We start from the raw sequence: 15,979 nt of genomic DNA, 5'->3' as shown, positions 1-15,979 counted from the left end.
AGTAAAAACAAACGATAGCGAATAATCACTTTCAGGATTCAGACAGGAGCTCTACGCATGAAAAAACTGCTGCTTGCCGCGACGATGTTGGCCGGGATCACCTTTAACGCCACCGCGGCCGAAACCATCCGCTTCGCCGCTTCCGCCACCTACCCGCCGTTCGAATCGCTGGACGCCAACAACCAGATCGTCGGCTTCGATATCGATCTGGCCAACGCGCTGTGCAAGCAGATGCAGGCGCAGTGCACCTTCACCAACCAGGCGTTCGACAGCCTGATCGCGGCGCTGAAATTCAAGAAATACGATGCGGTGATTTCCGGTATGGACATCACGCCGGAGCGCAGCAAACAGGTCGCTTTCACCCAGCCTTACTACGCCAACTCGGCGATCGTGATCGCGCAAAAAGGCAAGTTCAGCTCGCTGGCGGATCTGAAAGGCAAAAAGCTCGGCATGGAAAATGGCACCACCCACCAGAAATACATGCAGGACAAGCATCCGGAGATTAGCACCGTCTCTTACGACAGCTACCAGAACGCCATTCTGGAGCTGAAAAACGGCCGTATCGACGGCGTGTTCGGCGACACCGCCGTGGTGAACGAGTGGCTGAAGACCAACCCGCAGCTGGCGCCGGTGGGCGAGCACATCACCGATGCGCAATACTTCGGCACCGGCCTCGGCATCGCGGTGCGCCCGGATAACCAAGCGCTGCTGGCCAAGCTGAACGCCGCGCTGGACGCCATCAAGGCCGACGGCACCTACAAGGCCATCAACGACAAGTGGTTCCCGCAGTAAACAATAAGGCCCGGTTATCCGGGCCTTATGTTTTATAAAATCCGCACCAACAGCGTCAGCACCTCGTAGTGCGCGGTATGCGGGAACATGTCGAACAGCTGCACCCGTTCGATGCGGTACCCCGGCAACATCTCGATATCTTTCGCCATACTCTCGGCGTTGCAGCTGGAATAGAGAATATACTCCGGCGCCATCCGGCTCAGGTAGTCGCACAGCGCCTGGCCGATGCCGCGCCGCGGCGGGTTGACCAGCACCAGCTGCGGCACCTGACCTTCGGCGGTGGCGAAGCGGGTGGAATCGAGCGCCTGAAAATCTACGTGCAGCAGCCCTAACCGCTGTGCCGACTGGCGGGCGCAGGCGATCGCTTCCGCGCTGATTTCGATGCCGGTCAGCCGCGTTTGCGGTTGCGCGCAGTGCAGGCCGAAACCGCCGACGCCGCAGAACAGATCCCACATGCTGTCGATACCCAGCGCGCGCACCCAGTCGCGGGCGGTGGCATACAGATCGGCGGCCACCTGCGGGTTGGTCTGGAAGAAGCTTTGCGGGCGGATAAACAGCGGCACCTGATTGAACCGCTCCTCCAGCGCCTGCTGTTCGGTCAGCGCGATCTCGCGCTCCCCTTCCATGATCGCCATGTGCACCGGCTGAATATTGGCGGAGATCACCTTGAGCTGCGGCAGCTGCTGCTGCAGCCACGGCAGCGCGGCGCGCAGCTGTGCCAGCTTGGTTTCCGAACGCAGCACGAAGCGCAGCATCACGCCGTCGTCGAGCGTGCTTTCGGTCAGCAGCAGGTACTTCAGCTCGCCGCGTTTGCGCGCCACGTTATACGGCGTCAGGCCCGCGCGGGCGATGAAGCTTTTCAGCACCGCAAACATCGGCGCAAAGCCGGCGGGATACAGCGGGCAGTCGCTCAGATCGACCGGCATGCCGTCGCGGTGCAGCATGCCGAGCAGCGGGCGCTCCACGCTGCCGCTGACCACCATCTTGGCTTTATTGCGAAATGCGCTCAGCTCTCCCGCCACCGGCTGCAGCCACTGCGCGACGTCGCGTCCGGCCAGCAACGATTGCAGGTGATGCTGTTTGTCGGCCAGTTGCTGCGGATAGGGCTTTTCCAGCCACTGACAGGAACGGCAGGTGCCCGCCGTATACAAAGCGCAATGCATGAAGATTACCGTGAAGTTCAGGATGACGAATTAAGGGCGCAGAGTTTACCACTCCGCGCGCCTAAAATCTCACTTGCGCGCGGCGAAGAAGCGGCGGCTGGCGGTAGGGACGAACAGCAACGCCAGGATCACCACGTCGGGGATCTTTTGCAGGATCAGAACGTGCAGGATTTGGCCGCTGGTTTCCCCTTCCACGGTAAAAACCTCGGGGAAAACGCTGCCGATGGTGGCCAACAGCAGGTAAAGCACCACGATGCACTGGCAGACCACATAGCCCCAGCGCCCCCAGTTGCGGCCGCGCATCACCGCAAAACCGCAGCTGATTTGCAGGCACAGCAGCATCAGGCCGGCCAGAAAAATAAGGGTAGAATCCCACGCCTGCGCGCTGGTGTTGACGAACTCCTGCGCACCGTCGACGCCCAGTTCGCCCAACAGCAGCACCACGCTGATACACTTGATCGCGACCATGGCGGTACCCGCCACCATCACCGGCACCGGTGCATCCGAAGTCGATCCCATTCCCTGCCCGCTTTTCAGCATGTCTGACATATCCGTGTTCCGCTACGACGCGCCACCAATACAGATGGCGCATGTAACGTCAGGTAGTTAGTTGCAATACTTATTGATTGCAAAAATAGCAGGTTTGTTACGATTCAGCTACGGGCCGCCCGCTGTAATTCACGCGATCGTTGTTTTTCCGAGCGCGCCATAAACCACCAGGCGATCAGGCCGAGAATGCCCACCACCAGCAGGATCAAACTGGCCAGCGCGTTAATTTCCGGATTCACCCCCATGCGCACGCTGGAGAATACCAGCATCGGCAGCGTGGTGGCGCCCGGCCCAGAGACGAAGCTGGCGATCACCAGATCGTCCAGTGACAGGGTGAATGCCAGCATCCAGCCGGAGATCAGCGCCGGCGCGATCATCGGCAAGGTGATGACGAAGAACACCTTCAGCGGCGGCGCCCCCAAATCCATCGCCGCTTCCTCGATCGAGCGATCCACCTCGCGCAGGCGCGAGCTGATCACCACCGCCACGTAAGCGGTACAGAAGGTGACATGCGCCAGCCAGATGGTGAACATGCCGCGCTCCGACGGCCAGCCGAAAGCGTGCCCCATCGCCACGAACAGCAGCAGCAGCGACAGGCCGGTGATCACGTCCGGCATCACCAGCGGTGCGGTCAGCATAAACGCAAAACCGGTCGAACCGCGAAAACGGCCGAAGCGCACCATCACCACGGCGGCGATGGCGCCCAGTACCACCGCGGCGGTGGCGGAGGCGGCGGCGATGGTCAGGCTGAGCCCCACCGCGCTGATCATCGCCGAGTCGTGGAACAGTTCGGTATACCAGCGCGTGGACCAGCCGGCCCATACCGTCACCAGCTTGGAGCTGTTGAAGGAGTAGATCACCAACATCAGCATCGGCGCATGCAGGAAGGTAAAGCCGATCGTCAGGATGGCGATACGCCACGGTGAACGCACTACCGGCAAGTTGTTCATTCCTGCCCCCCCCATTTCCTTGTTCTGGTGTTTGTGGAACCACAAAATTGGCACGATCAGCAACAGCAGCATGATGGTAGCGACCGCCGAGGCCACCGGCCAGTCGCGGTTATTGAAGAACTCCTGCCACAGCACACGGCCGATCATGATGCTGTCCGGCCCACCGAGCAGTTCCGGGATCACGAACTCGCCCACCGCCGGAATGAACACCAGCATCGAACTGGCGATAATCCCGCCGCGCGTCAGCGGCACGATCACGCTGAAGAAGGTTTTCAGCGGCCGGGCCCCCAGATCCAGCGACGCCTCCACCAGCGAGTAATCCAGCCGGATCAGCGCCGTGTAGATCGGCAGCACCATAAACGGCAGATAGGAATAAACGATGCCGATATACACCGCCAGGTTGGTGTGCAGGATCACCAGCGGCTGGTCGATCACCCCCAGCCACATCAGAAAGTTATTCAGAATGCCGTTGTTTTTCAAAATGCCCATCCAGGCATAAACGCGGATCAGGAACGAGGTCCAGGAAGGCAGGATCACCAGCAGCAGCAGAATGTTGCGGGTTGACGCCTTGCTGTGGGCCACCGCCCAGGCCAGCGGATAGCCGATGATCAGGCAGCACAGCGTCGAGACCGCCGCCACGCGCAGCGACTGCAGATAGGCGTCGATATACAGCGGATCGTCGGTCAGCTGCAGGTAGTTGGCGAAGTTGAGCGCGATGTTCAGCTTGCTGTCCGCCCAGCTCAGCAGCTCGGTGTAGGGCGGCACCGCCAGCGCCAGCTCCGCCAGGCTGATCTTGAACACGATCAGGAACGGCAGCATGAACAGCAGCGTCAGCCATAAATACGGCAGCGCGATCACCAGCTTGCGGCCATGAGCCATCAGCAGGCGGTGGAACAGCGCCTTGAAGGTGCCGGGCGTTTTGGCCGGCGGTTCCGGCGTGCGGTCAGAAAGCAGGGTCATACGGGTTACTCCTCACCGGCTCCACTACACCGTCAACACTACGCAGCTGTCGGTTTCCCAGCACAGACGCACTTCATCGCCCCAGGTCGGCATCCCCTTGCGGAAACGGTGGCCGTTTTGCAGCTGGGCGCTGATAATCTGCCCGCTGTGCAGCTTCACGTGATAGATGGACAGATCGCCCAGGTAGGCAATGTGCGCCACTTCCCCCACCGCAAAGTTGCAGCCGTCTGCCGGCACCTGTTCGCACAGCAGGATCTTCTCCGGCCGCAGCGCCACCTGGATCGGCACGCCGTCCACCACCGAGGCGTCCGGATCGACCTTGATCGCATGGCGCAATCCGGGGCTTTGCAGGATCAGCGCGTCGTCGTGCCGCTCCTGCAATACGCAGTCGAAGACGTTGACCGAGCCGATGAATTCGGCGCTGAAGCGGCTGTTCGGATGCTCGTAGATCTCTTCCGGCTCGCCGATCTGCACGAACTTGCCGCGGTTCATGATGGCGATGCGCCCCGCCATGGTCATCGCCTCCTCCTGATCGTGCGTCACCATCACGCAGGTCACGCCGACGCGCTCGAGAATGTCGGTCACTTCCAGCTGCATGCGATCGCGCAGCTTCTTGTCCAGCGCGCCCATCGGCTCATCCAGCAGCAGCAGCTTCGGCCGCTTGGCCAGGCTGCGCGCCAGCGCCACCCGCTGCCGTTGGCCGCCGGAAAGCTGGTGCGGCTTGCGCCTGGCGTACTCCTGCATATGCACCAGCGCCAGCATTTCCGCCACCCGCTCGGCGATTTCCGCCCGCGGCATTTTGTCCTGCTTCAGGCCGAAGGCAATGTTCTGCTCTACCGTCATGTGCGGGAACAGCGCGTAAGACTGAAACATCATGTTGATCGGCCGCTGGTACGGCGGCACGTGCGACATATCCTGCCCATCGAGCACGATCTGCCCTTCCGAAGGCTGCTCGAAGCCGGCCAGCATGCGCAGCAAGGTGGATTTGCCGCAGCCGGACGGGCCGAGCAGCGCAAAGATCTCGCCCTTGTAGATGGTGAGGCTGACGTCTTCGACCGCGTTCTGCCCATCGAAGGTTTTGGTGAGGTTACGGATTTCCAGCAGAGGGGTGAAAACCTTCTGCGACTTGGCTTGAGGACGAGGGATGGCGTCGTTCAATCGGGGTGCTCTCCGGCGTAAAGCGGCACAAAACCACGGCGAGCGCCGTGGCCCAAAACGGCAATGCAGGCGGGGCACCCGCCTGCCGGTTTACCGACGATAGGGGGCTATCCCCCTATCATCACTTCCCGCTTTTAACTTTAGTCCATGCGCGGGTAATGACACGATCCAGCTTCGGCGACTGCACGTTGAGCGTGAACAGCTTGGCGCGAACATCGGCCGGCGGATAGACGTTCGGGTTGTCGCGCACTTCGGCATTCACCAGCGGCGTGGAATCCTTCACCGCATTGGCGTAGTAAACGTGATTGCTGATGTCCGCCATCACGTCCGGCTTCAGCAAGAAGTTCAGGAACTGGTAGGCGGCGTCCTTGTTCTTGGCGTCCGCTGGCATGGCGAACATGTCGAAGTAGGTCAGCGCTCCCTCTTTCGGGATCGCATAGGCCACGTTCACGCCGTTCTTCGCCTCTTTGGCGCGGTTGGCCGCCTGCATCACGTCGCCGGACCAGCCGATCGCCACGCAGATGTCGCCGTTCGCCAGATCGTTGATGTACTGGGAAGAGTGGAAATAGCGGATGTTCGGCCGCAGCTTCAACAGCAGATCGTTGGCCGCGCCGGTGTAGTCCGCCGCGTTGGTGCTGTTGGGATCTTTACCGAGGTAGTGCAGCACGGTAGCGTAGACTTCGCTCGGCGCATCGAGGAAGGAAACGCCGCAGCTTTTCAGCTTCTCGAGGTTTTCCGGCTTGAAGATCAGATCCCAACTGTTGACCGGCGCGTCTTTCCCCAGCACCGCCTTCACCTTGTCGACGTTATAGCCGATGCCGGTGGTCACCATCATGTAAGGGATGCCGTATTTGTTGTCCTTGTCGTTGTGCGCCACCAGCTTCAGCATCTCGGGATCGAGATTTTTGTAGTTGGGGATCTTGCTCTTGTCGAGCGGCTCGAAAATGCCGGCCTGCGACTGACGCTCGAGGAAGTTGGACGAAGGAACCACCAAATCGTAGCCGGTGCTGCCCGCCATCAGTTTGCCTTCCAACACCTCGTTGGAGTCAAAGACGTCGTACACCACTTTGATACCGGTTTCTTTCTGGAATTTGGCCAGGGTATCCGGCGCGATATAGTCGGACCAGTTATACACGTGCAGCGTTTTCTCTTCGGCTGACGCCGTGACGGACGCGGCCATCAACAGGCCGGCAACCACACCCGATAACCACTTTTTACGTTGGGTGACCATCCGTAACTTCCTCCAAAACAGGGTGAATCATAGAATTGAACTTGTATCTGCAGCGATACAAAACCTTTCCTGATTGAGCGCAATCGTTGCAACCGCGAACTGAATGGCTATGCATATGATTGCATGCGCCTTTTTTCACTGCCCTGCTCGCGTGGTCACAAGGGAAATCGCAAGCCCTTTGCAGAATCAGCAGCATAGCCGCTGCTACCGCAACCCGCCAGCCCCCAGGGTAAAAAACGCCTTTTATCGATTTTTTATGCAGTTTTTCTCTATGTGATACGCCATTAACGGCACAAAAGGAGAGAAAGATCGGGCGGCAAAGGCCAAAGTGCAGAATATTTTATTGCGGAGGGGAATAACGGCAGCATGCCGCCGGAGCGACGGCATGCTTAAGGTACGGCGAGGATCAGTGCAGCATCGGCTGACGCACGGCGCCAGCGGGGATCTCTTCTTCATCCCCCATAAACAGCAGATCGTTCGCCCGCGCTTCGAGGATCACCATCGAGACCTGCTCTTCACCCTGCTGCATAAAGTGGGTGAACTGCTCATAGGTGATGCCGACCGCCACGCTCAGCGACTGGCAGACGATCAGCTTCGGCAGGTTGTCGTCCTGAATGTCGACAAAGGCTTTGATGGTCAGCGAACTGGCGTTGATTTGGCTCAGGTCCGCCACCAGCGGGATCAGCGCGGTCGGCTTCACCTCGGCCAGCGCGGAGAACAGAATGACGTTGTCCACCAGATCTATCTTGGCGTCGAACACGCCGTCGAAGTTCTGCATGTGCGGCAGGTGCAGCGCCTGGCAGGAATCGCACTCAAAGAAAGAAATGCCCGACTGATCCAGCCAGCGCCGCAACAGCGCCAAATCGGGGACAATGAGTGAATCCATAATAACCAGCCTCACAATATTCAATACGCGAAAAGGCGCATAGCTTACGGAATATTCACCCGATACGCCACGATCAATGCGGCTTAATTCACTAATTAAGATATTGCTCGGCGAGAAAAGCGCGCCGCCCGCCCCGTCACCCGCCGGATTTCAGGCGAAAGCCAGGCCGGCCGCGCTGCTCGATGTATTCGATCATCATGCCGGCGATGTCCAGCCCGGTGGTGGTTTCCACGCCTTCGAGCCCCGGCGACGCGTTGACCTCCATCACCAGCGGGCCGCGCTCGGCGCGCAGAATATCCACCCCGGCGACGTCCAGCCCCAGCGTGCTCGCCGCCTTCACCGCGATCGCCCGCTCCCTGGCGGTGATGGTCACCTTGCGGGCGGTGCCGCCGCGGTGCAGGTTGGAGCGAAACTCACCCGGCTTGGCCTGCCGCTCGATGGCGGCCACCACCCGGCCGCCGACCACCAGGCAGCGCACATCGCTGCCCTGCGCCTCGCGCACGTATTCCTGCACCAGGATGTGGGCGTTCAGCCCGCGAAAGGCGTCGATCACGCTTTCCGCCGCCTGGCGGGTTTCCGCCAGCACCACGCCGATGCCCTGCGTGCCCTCCACCAGCTTGACCACCAGCGGCGCGCCGCCGACCAGCTCGATCAGGTCGCCGGTGTCGTCGGGCGAATGGGCAAAACCGGTGATCGGCAAATCGATGCCCTGCCGCGCCAACAGCTGCAGCGAGCGCAGCTTGTCGCGGGCGCGGGTAATGGCCACGGATTCGTTTAGCGGGTAGCTGCCGAGCAGCTCGAACTGGCGCAGCACCGCGGTGCCGTAAAAGGTGATGGCGGAGCCGATGCGCGGGATCACCGCATCGTAACGCTCCAGTTGGCGGCCGCGATAATGAATGGTCGGCGCCGCCGGATTGATATTCATGTAGCAGGAGAGCGGGTCGATGATATCGATGCTGTGCCCGCGATCTTCCGCCGCTTCACGCAGCCGCTTGCATGAGTAGAGCGTTCCGTCGCGAGAAAGAATGGCAATTTTCACTCGTCACCCCAAAAAGGCCAACGCCTGCCCGGCAGGCGAGTTAGCGGCCGCGACGCTCAGGCGCGCGGATCGCTGTCCTGATTATCTTTCGATTGCGGTTTGCGGCGATCGTTTTCCGGCGGCAACCCGCCGCGCATCAACGGCCCGAAGCCTTGCACCACGCGCCACACCAGAAACGCCGCCGCCGGCACCATCAGCGCTACACCGAGGAAAATCATGCCAACCGCCGCCTGCTGCGACGCCAGCCAGCCCGGCAGCTGCAGGTGGCCGTGAATGCTGAGGTAGGCCAACACCAGCATCACGATGCCCAGCCCTTCCAACACCAGCACCGGGCGCGGTAAGTCACCGAATGAACGCATATTTTTCTTCTCCAGAAGGTCTGCCCCCAGTGTAGTGAATTCCCGTCGGCGGCGACAGCCCCGGCCGACTAATTGGTTACATGAATCAGATTAACAGGTAATTCCTGCTTTTTTTTCACCGCCTCAACGGGCATAGTAGGCGCCATCTGACGCAGGTAATGACTTTTTCGGTGACGGGATGTCGTTGCGGTAGCGAACAATTTATTGAAAATCCAATTAAGGAGCGTTGCATGTTTGCAGTAATCTTCGGGCGTCCTGGCTGTCCTTATTGTGTCCGCGCTAAAGAACTGGCGGAAAAACTGACTGAAGAACGCGACGATTTCAACTTCCGTTACGTTGACATCCATGCGGAAGGCATCACCAAGGCCGATCTGGAAAAAACCGTCGGCAAACCGGTTGAAACCGTGCCGCAGATCTTCCTGGATGAGAAGCACATCGGCGGTTGCACCGATTTCGAAGCTTACGCCAAAGAACACCTGAACCTGTTCCAGTAACTTTTTGAACGACAAAGACAAAAAAGGCGCTTAACGCGCCTTTTTTTATTGCCGCTGCCGCCGGTGCAGCTGCTGCAGCGTCTGCAACAGGCCGAGGGCGAACAGCATCAGCATCGCACCGAACACGCACCAAAACACCGCGCTGGTGGCGTACGCCAGCTCCTGCCAGAACGAAGAGGACGGTGTCAGCCAGAAATGGCGGATAAGCAGGCACAGCGGCAGCGCATACAGCGCGCCGAGCAGCGGGCAAAGCAGCCGCTTGCGGCTCGACAGATAGCTGGCGATCGCACCGGGGATCACAAACAGCAGCAGGCCGGTTTCGCCGTGATGCTCATGATCCGTGCTGCCGAACAGGCCGGTTTGCTGGCCGAGAAACACCAGGCTGAACAACAAAAAACAGCTGAGGATGCTCAGCCAATATCTATAACTCGTCATGCGAATTCTCCCCCGCCCAATTACCGCATCAATAGAAATCAGCCCGGCCACCCGTGAGGTGACGCTGAACCGAATTTTTTCCTTGGTCAAAAGAGAGTTAAATGCGCACGGCGGCGCAGGAAATCAGCTTTCTGTGCTGGCTGTCATCGGTCATAGCGTCTAGAATGAACGCCGCCGAACGATGGTTCGCTTCGCCTTACGCTGGTGGTGATTTATGACGTCGTTTTAAGGCTGAATTTATCTCTTATAGTTATCTATATCAAGCACTTACTGGTAAACAATAAGTTATCCTCCGTGAACATAAACGTCGCTAGTTTGTTAAACGGTAACTACATTCTGTTACTGTTCGTGGTACTCGCACTGGGGCTGTGCCTCGGTAAACTCCGTCTGGGCTCCGTCCAACTCGGTAATTCCATTGGCGTTTTGGTGGTTTCGCTGCTGCTCGGCCAGCAACACTTCGCCATTAACACCGAGGCGCTGAATCTCGGCTTTATGCTGTTTATTTTCTGCGTCGGCGTGGAAGCCGGGCCCAACTTTTTCTCGATTTTCTTCCGCGACGGCAAAAACTACCTGATGCTGGCGCTGGTGATGGTCGGCTCGGCAATGGTGCTCGCCATCGGTCTCGGCAAGCTGTTCCACTGGGACATCGGCCTGACCGCCGGCATGCTGGCCGGCTCGATGACTTCGACGCCGGTGCTGGTGGGCGCCGGCGACACGCTGCGCAACACCATCGTCAACGGCCCGGCGCTGCTGGCGGCGCAGGATCATCTGAGCCTCGGCTACGCCCTCACCTACCTGATCGGTCTGGTCAGCCTGATCTTCGGCGCGCGCTACCTGCCGAAGCTGCAGCACCAGGACCTGTCCACCTCTGCCCAGCAGATTGCCCGCGAACGCGGCCTGGACACCGACAGCCAGCGCAAGGTCTACCTGCCGGTGATCCGCGCCTACCGCGTCGGCCCCGAGCTGGTGGCCTGGGCCGACGGCAAAAACCTGCGAGAACTGGGCATCTACCGCCAGACCGGCTGTTACATCGAACGCATCCGCCGCAACGGCATTCTGGCCAACCCGGACGGTGACGCGGTGCTGCAGGTGGGCGACGAGATCTCGCTGGTCGGCTACCCAGACGCCCACGCGCGGCTGGACCCGAGCTTCCGCAACGGCAAGGAAGTGTTCGATCGCGATCTGCTCGACATGCGCATCGTGACCGAAGAGATCGTGGTGAAGAACAGCAACGCGGTGAACAAGCGCCTGAGCCAGCTGAAGCTGACCGACCACGGTTGCTTCCTCAACCGCGTGATCCGCAGCCAGATCGAAATGCCGATCGACGACAGCATCGTGCTCAACAAGGGCGACGTGCTGCAGGTGAGCGGCGACGCACGCCGTGTGAAGAGCGTAGCGGAGAAGATTGGCTTTATCTCGATCCACAGCCAGGTGACCGACCTGCTGGCGTTCTGCGCCTTCTTCATCATCGGCCTGCTGATCGGCCAGATCACCATTCAGTTCAGTAACTTCTCGTTCGGCATCGGCAACGCCGCCGGCCTGCTGATGTCCGGCATCATGCTCGGCTTCCTGCGCGCCAACCACCCGACCTTCGGCTACATTCCGCAGGGCGCGCTGAACATGGTGAAAGAATTCGGCCTGATGGTGTTTATGGCGGGCGTGGGCCTGAGCGCCGGCGCCGGCATCGGCCACAGCCTGGGCGCGGTCGGCGGCCAGATGTTGATCGCCGGGCTGATCGTCAGCCTGGTGCCGGTGGTTATCTGCTTCCTGTTCGGCGCCTACGTGCTGCGCATGAACCGCGCCCTGCTGTTCGGCGCCATCATGGGCGCCCGCACCTGCGCGCCGGCGATGGAAATTATCAGTGACACCGCACGCAGCAATATCCCGGCGTTGGGCTATGCCGGCACCTACGCCATCGCTAACGTGCTGTTAACGCTGGCGGGTTCACTCATCGTGGTGCTATGGCCGGGGATACTCGGCTGATCGATTAGCGGGAGAGATGGATCGGCGATAAAAATATTTTGATTTTTTTGTCGCCGGCCAGAACTTTCGTTGGGGGCCGCAGTCTGAATTAGTGCCACTGCTTTTCTTTGATGTCCCCATTTTGTGGAGCCCGATAATCCCGCCTTTTAGGTTCAAGATTATCGGGTTTTTTGTTAAACAGAACATTATTTGCCATTTGAACAGCTACATCGCATCACCTACCTACACAATACTGCTGCAATACATCCATCAGGATCCCTGCTCTGCCTGCTCTGCCTGCTCTGCCTGCTCTGCCTGCTCTGCCTGCTCTGCCTGCTCTGCCTGCTCTGCAGTGTGCATTGTATAACTTGGGATTAAGTTCACTAGTTTATCTTCAAGCTTGGAATTTAGCTTAAGGCATAATCGAAGGACAGCTTCCTGGGTTTCTTCTAACTCATCAGGCGTAATAATTTCTAATCCTTCACCATGAGCAATTCGGTTTCTTTTCTTTAAAAGATCATCGATAACTTGAATATATCCAATCCGGCGCCTTTTCAGTTTCGGGGTCCATTTTCTTTCTAACTCAGAGATAATGGCCATTTCTTTAGCCAAATCACCGTTTGCAGCGGCACTAATGGTTCTACGTATAGCATGTGTTAATTGGGACTCATTGTTATACATACCATCAAAGTGGTAATCTTCAATGGTTATGATATCAAGCACAGCCTCAATCCCAAACACTTCAAATATTTTTTCGATAGTATCAACAGTGGGATTTGCATTTGTTGATGATAATTTTTTACTATTCATCGATAGTGGAAGGTCAGAAACCAAACTATTTACAAATTGCGAAAACTTGGTCTCACTTCTATTATTCAGCTTAATCAAACAACTTTCAGAATGGTCTGATAGCATTGATAAAGGTAAAAGCTTTGCCGACACACCGGAATCATTGATAATATCGACAAACTCTTTACACATCTCCCTTAAGAATCCCTCAAAATAGCCACAAAGCAACACTAACCCTGAACGTGTAATTGCATTTGCTATCGTAACACCACCAGGTTGATTTAGTTTCTCACGGGCAGTATCTGAAAGAAACTTAATCTCCTCGAAGTTTCTAACCTGTGTCGGTACACATTGTATCTTCATAACTCACCCCAAAAGAGCTTGTGTCAAAATCGTACTCCTCCTAAGTGCCTTGTTCTTTTGCGATGTTCCTTGGAATAAGCTGCTCCAATACTCATCAATGGAGAACACTCCCAGCGATTTATTCCTAATATTTTCTATTTTTTCTCCACTATCTATCACGCGAGAGAATGAGACCATCTGAGACTCATAAATCGCACCATTAATCACATTATGTGCAAAGCCTGATTGTTCTGGATGAACTCTATCCTTAGGTTTTCTGAAGGCTATCCCCGGCCCCAAGGTACTGTAGATTAAATCCACAGTTTCATAGAAAGTTTTACTAATATTCTCAATGCGACCTGATGATATATCTCTATTATCTTCCATATGTAAATTAAGATACTCAGAGTAATTATCAGAGTAGTCGGTCGTAGCAGTAAGTTCCCGATATGCAAGGAATCTCAGAACCAATTCAGTTCCTTTCATTGCACGATCAGCATGCTCTGGTAGAGAAAGTAACTCTTTGAATGGAGCATAGTCCGAGAGGTGTTTTATCAACTCATTATAATTACCACGATAAACACAGTTTCTGACCTCTTGGTCGGTTAGAGAAGCGCTCCCGGTATTTAATCTTTCAAAAACTTCAAATTTTAGAGCCTCATCTGACTCATTGAGCACCACAATACATCTAATCGGACGCTTGGCAATTATAGACTTATAAGAGCGGTCAAGCTCAGCGTGCGACTGCCCATTGAGCTCTGGCATAATCTTAAGCCCTGAGATAGTGAGAGGTTCAATAGCAGTATCGTCAAAGACCGCTCTTAGCTCATTTGCTTTAATGAATCTAAATAACGATGTCAATCTATGCTGGCCATCAATCACACTAAATGTACCATTTTTTTCCTCAGCCAAATAAACAACAGGCACAGGAATATTCAAGATAATTGACTCTATAAATTTAGAGGCTTTAACATCATCCCACTGATATTTTCTCTGATAATTAGGATCTAGTACTAAATCACCATCAATGATCATGTCCATAAGTGTTCTTACCGCATAATCATATGGCTGAATAACAACCTTCCTTTCTCTAATATGCTCATACGGCGTGCTCCCTAACTCATTATCATCTACCGTTACATTATCATCAAGCTCAAGATTACCTTGGATCTGCTGTTCCTGTGTCATATTAATTACCTTCAGTTTTATTTTTCAGCAATAAAATATCATTCGCCGCATAATATCAGAATACTAAAGCATTATCTATAAAATCTCACCTAAAAAATTTTAACCTGACCGTACCATATAAAAAAGAATATAAAAACATGATTAATATAATATATCCTAGTAATGAAAAAATCATACGTTCTATTACTTATCAGTTCATATCCAAAAAGACAACACAACCAGCACGATGAAAATGGGAAACAAACTGAAGTACAAGGTCGTATACTTTCTAACCCAACCGACCCTCTCAGTGGGTTGCTGTTGGAGGAAAGCATAAGAAGCTTCCGGCAAATACTCTCCAGCAGCGATTTTAATTTTCTTACGCTCAAGAATTTTTCTAAAGAACCACGCGACAGGAAAACTCCCCAAGAACCCCATCCGGGCCAAGAACTTATCATAGCTTGGCATGAGCAACCCCGCATCGAGATAGTTCTCGACTAGCTGAGCGTAGTTAGACTTATTCTTAACAAACAGCACTAAACTTACTAAAAATAGCAAGATAAAAACAAACCCAAGCGCCACAAAAACTTTTGTTAAAAACAGCTCCACTGCCGACATCCTCTTCAGTCAAAAAATAGCGTGTTTACGCTGTCACCAAACTTGCTTCCAACTTTTTCACCAGCGGCTCCGCCTAGCAGCCCTCCCCCCAGCGATCCTACCAATCCACAGGCAAACGCAGCGGCACCACCTGTAGCAACGCCGGCAGCCACACAAATTCCGCCAACCAGCATAGCTCCGCCGCTTCCCCCCAAAATGGCGCCTCCAGTGCTGAAACCAAACTGACTGTACTCTTTGACTGCGACCTTCGGACAGTCCCCCTCACGCCCAGCGGTGCATGCATACATCACTTCATTGGTTGCATTCAAACCTGAGAACGCAATAGCAATATACCCACCACTTTTCATGAAAGTGGCAGCCCGTGAGGCGCCATCTAGGTAAGTGGCATAACCTCTAATTGCACCAACCCCCGCTGTAGACCATTCGTGAACAATAGACTTACTGGAAAGATTAAGTGCATGCCGCATATCTTCATAGGGTTTAAACTTCACCGCCTTTTGCACCAGTCGCGACAAAACAGGCTTATTTACCATAACCTTAAGCTCTGCGAATAATGCGGCGCGTTCAGCATAAAATTGTTGGCTAATCAGACTACCTTGAGAGCGAAATTGACTCTGATAACTCCGTTCAATTTTCTGTAACGTAGACTCAATCTGTCGGAAATACTTCTCACCGACATCGCTCGCAGTACCGAATAACTTGTCTCCTGCCGACGTGAGTGCCGCAATGGCGCCATAGTTTCGTTGCAAAAATCCCGCATCATCGGTGGTCATCGGCGCAATGGTACGATTCACATTTTGCTTCGTCAGTCTTAAAAGGCGCATGGTATCAGGCGTGAGGGGGTTTTCTGGATCCATGAGCAGCACAATTTGCCCCGGCTTTAACCACGAACTATCGGCATTGACCGCCATAAATTGTCTGCTGGCATCGTTGGTGCGGCCACCAAAAAGCTGTTGTGCCTGAAAGGCAAGTGGCCCAGGCTGCTCAACAATGCAATAACCGGGAGGAAGAAGTTTGGCCATTAAGATATCCTTTCTCAAATGAAGCACATATTTCAAATCACGGCAAAGCAGTGTGCATGCAAA

Annotated in this window: 16 protein-coding genes and 1 pseudogene; 3 read left to right on the top strand and 14 right to left on the bottom strand. The window is 55.6% G+C overall.

All coding sequences use genetic code 11. The annotated features are described in order from the left end of the window. Nucleotides 1-57 precede the first annotated feature (57 nt). On the top strand, nt 58-792 hold the full coding sequence (artJ, locus tag C3F38_RS10785) for an arginine ABC transporter substrate-binding protein (RefSeq protein WP_038880691.1): 735 nt from the start codon (nt 58-60) through the stop codon (nt 790-792). Nucleotides 793-824: 32 nt separating this feature from the next. On the opposite strand, the gene rlmC is transcribed toward artJ, so the two are convergent. The 9 genes and pseudogenes from rlmC to C3F38_RS10745 all read right to left on the bottom strand — a co-directional run bounded on the left by rlmC (nt 825) and on the right by C3F38_RS10745 (nt 9,087). Further along, on the bottom strand, nt 825-1,955 hold the full coding sequence (gene rlmC / locus C3F38_RS10780) for a 23S rRNA (uracil(747)-C(5))-methyltransferase RlmC (RefSeq protein WP_048233233.1): 1,131 nt from the start codon (nt 1,953-1,955) through the stop codon (nt 825-827). Nucleotides 1,956-2,024: 69 nt separating this feature from the next. Further along, nucleotides 2,025-2,504: a YbjO family protein gene (locus C3F38_RS10775; RefSeq protein ID WP_047727995.1), complete on the bottom strand. Its 480-nt coding sequence runs from the start codon at nt 2,502-2,504 to the stop codon at nt 2,025-2,027. Between the two features lie 104 nt (nt 2,505-2,608). Beyond that, nucleotides 2,609-3,454, bottom strand: a complete 846-nt coding sequence (gene potI / locus C3F38_RS26555; RefSeq protein ID WP_233790575.1) for a putrescine ABC transporter permease PotI — start codon at nt 3,452-3,454, stop codon at nt 2,609-2,611. Nucleotides 3,455-3,457: 3 nt separating this feature from the next. After that, nucleotides 3,458-4,414, bottom strand: a pseudogene (potH, locus tag C3F38_RS26550) (putrescine ABC transporter permease PotH); the annotation flags it as partial. 24 nt (nt 4,415-4,438) lie between these two features. Then, entirely contained in the window at nt 4,439-5,572 is a 1,134-nt protein-coding gene (potG, locus tag C3F38_RS10765; RefSeq protein WP_038880684.1) for a putrescine ABC transporter ATP-binding subunit PotG, read from the bottom strand. A 121-nt stretch (nt 5,573-5,693) separates the two neighbouring features. Continuing rightward, nucleotides 5,694-6,803, bottom strand: coding sequence for a spermidine/putrescine ABC transporter substrate-binding protein PotF (gene potF, locus C3F38_RS10760; RefSeq protein WP_048233230.1), 1,110 nt, complete (start codon nt 6,801-6,803; stop codon nt 5,694-5,696). A gap of 406 nt (nt 6,804-7,209) precedes the next feature. Further along, nucleotides 7,210-7,689 (bottom strand): YbjN domain-containing protein, encoded by a 480-nt coding sequence (locus C3F38_RS10755; RefSeq protein ID WP_004938666.1) that lies wholly within the window; start codon nt 7,687-7,689, stop codon nt 7,210-7,212. Nucleotides 7,690-7,825: 136 nt separating this feature from the next. Beyond that, complete coding sequence (gene rimK / locus C3F38_RS10750) at nt 7,826-8,728, bottom strand: 30S ribosomal protein S6--L-glutamate ligase (RefSeq protein WP_038880682.1); 903 nt, start codon at nt 8,726-8,728, stop codon at nt 7,826-7,828. Nucleotides 8,729-8,784: 56 nt separating this feature from the next. Then, nucleotides 8,785-9,087 carry a YbjC family protein gene (locus C3F38_RS10745; protein ID WP_033646672.1) on the bottom strand — a complete coding sequence of 101 codons (303 nt, stop codon included), beginning with the start codon at nt 9,085-9,087 and terminating at the stop codon, nt 8,785-8,787. Between the two features lie 230 nt (nt 9,088-9,317). Between C3F38_RS10745 and C3F38_RS10740 the strand changes: the two genes are divergently transcribed. Then, complete coding sequence (locus C3F38_RS10740; RefSeq protein WP_004938676.1) at nt 9,318-9,581, top strand: GrxA family glutaredoxin; 264 nt, start codon at nt 9,318-9,320, stop codon at nt 9,579-9,581. A gap of 45 nt (nt 9,582-9,626) precedes the next feature. Here C3F38_RS10740 and C3F38_RS10735 read toward each other — a convergent pair whose 3' ends face one another. Next, nucleotides 9,627-10,016 (bottom strand): inner membrane protein YbjM, encoded by a 390-nt coding sequence (locus C3F38_RS10735; RefSeq protein WP_055317581.1) that lies wholly within the window; start codon nt 10,014-10,016, stop codon nt 9,627-9,629. A 294-nt stretch (nt 10,017-10,310) separates the two neighbouring features. On the opposite strand from C3F38_RS10735, the gene C3F38_RS10730 reads away from it, so the two are divergent. After that, complete coding sequence (locus C3F38_RS10730; RefSeq protein ID WP_047728000.1) at nt 10,311-11,999, top strand: aspartate:alanine antiporter; 1,689 nt, start codon at nt 10,311-10,313, stop codon at nt 11,997-11,999. A gap of 249 nt (nt 12,000-12,248) precedes the next feature. On the opposite strand, the gene C3F38_RS10720 is transcribed toward C3F38_RS10730, so the two are convergent. The 4 genes from C3F38_RS10720 to C3F38_RS10705 all read right to left on the bottom strand — a co-directional run bounded on the left by C3F38_RS10720 (nt 12,249) and on the right by C3F38_RS10705 (nt 15,916). Continuing rightward, entirely contained in the window at nt 12,249-13,130 is an 882-nt protein-coding gene (locus C3F38_RS10720; RefSeq protein ID WP_103767462.1) for an MAE_28990/MAE_18760 family HEPN-like nuclease, read from the bottom strand. A gap of 3 nt (nt 13,131-13,133) precedes the next feature. Next, the gene (locus C3F38_RS10715; protein WP_048233222.1) at nt 13,134-14,297 is read right to left on the bottom strand and encodes a DUF262 domain-containing protein; all 1,164 of its coding nucleotides are present in this window, start codon (nt 14,295-14,297) and stop codon (nt 13,134-13,136) included. A 195-nt stretch (nt 14,298-14,492) separates the two neighbouring features. Then, nucleotides 14,493-14,885, bottom strand: coding sequence for a hypothetical protein (locus tag C3F38_RS10710; protein WP_134267034.1), 393 nt, complete (start codon nt 14,883-14,885; stop codon nt 14,493-14,495). A gap of 14 nt (nt 14,886-14,899) precedes the next feature. After that, on the bottom strand, nt 14,900-15,916 hold the full coding sequence (locus C3F38_RS10705; protein WP_048233218.1) for a hypothetical protein: 1,017 nt from the start codon (nt 15,914-15,916) through the stop codon (nt 14,900-14,902). Nucleotides 15,917-15,979: the final 63 nt, after the last annotated feature.

Origin of the sequence: Serratia sp. SSNIH1 (assembly GCF_002935055.1) — a bacterium.
GTDB classification, from domain to species: domain Bacteria; phylum Pseudomonadota; class Gammaproteobacteria; order Enterobacterales; family Enterobacteriaceae; genus Serratia; species Serratia nevei.
This window is presented reverse-complemented; position numbering and strand designations above follow the sequence as displayed.

What these genes read in the sequence shown, in the direction of transcription:
- C3F38_RS10705 (WP_048233218.1), bottom strand. Translation starts at nt 15,916, where the DNA reads ATGGCCAAACTTCTTCCTCCCGGTTATTGCATTGTTGAGCAGCCTGGG.
- C3F38_RS10715 (WP_048233222.1), bottom strand. Translation starts at nt 14,297, where the DNA reads ATGACACAGGAACAGCAGATCCAAGGTAATCTTGAGCTTGATGATAAT.
- C3F38_RS10720 (WP_103767462.1), bottom strand. Translation starts at nt 13,130, where the DNA reads ATGAAGATACAATGTGTACCGACACAGGTTAGAAACTTCGAGGAGATT.
- potI (WP_233790575.1), bottom strand. Translation starts at nt 3,454, where the DNA reads ATGAACAACTTGCCGGTAGTGCGTTCACCGTGGCGTATCGCCATCCTG.
- artJ (WP_038880691.1), top strand. Translation starts at nt 58, where the DNA reads ATGAAAAAACTGCTGCTTGCCGCGACGATGTTGGCCGGGATCACCTTT.
- potF (WP_048233230.1), bottom strand. Translation starts at nt 6,803, where the DNA reads ATGGTCACCCAACGTAAAAAGTGGTTATCGGGTGTGGTTGCCGGCCTG.
- C3F38_RS10740 (WP_004938676.1), top strand. Translation starts at nt 9,318, where the DNA reads ATGTTTGCAGTAATCTTCGGGCGTCCTGGCTGTCCTTATTGTGTCCGC.
- C3F38_RS10755 (WP_004938666.1), bottom strand. Translation starts at nt 7,689, where the DNA reads ATGGATTCACTCATTGTCCCCGATTTGGCGCTGTTGCGGCGCTGGCTG.
- C3F38_RS10745 (WP_033646672.1), bottom strand. Translation starts at nt 9,087, where the DNA reads ATGCGTTCATTCGGTGACTTACCGCGCCCGGTGCTGGTGTTGGAAGGG.
- C3F38_RS10775 (WP_047727995.1), bottom strand. Translation starts at nt 2,504, where the DNA reads ATGTCAGACATGCTGAAAAGCGGGCAGGGAATGGGATCGACTTCGGAT.
- rlmC (WP_048233233.1), bottom strand. Translation starts at nt 1,955, where the DNA reads ATGCATTGCGCTTTGTATACGGCGGGCACCTGCCGTTCCTGTCAGTGG.
- C3F38_RS10735 (WP_055317581.1), bottom strand. Translation starts at nt 10,016, where the DNA reads ATGACGAGTTATAGATATTGGCTGAGCATCCTCAGCTGTTTTTTGTTG.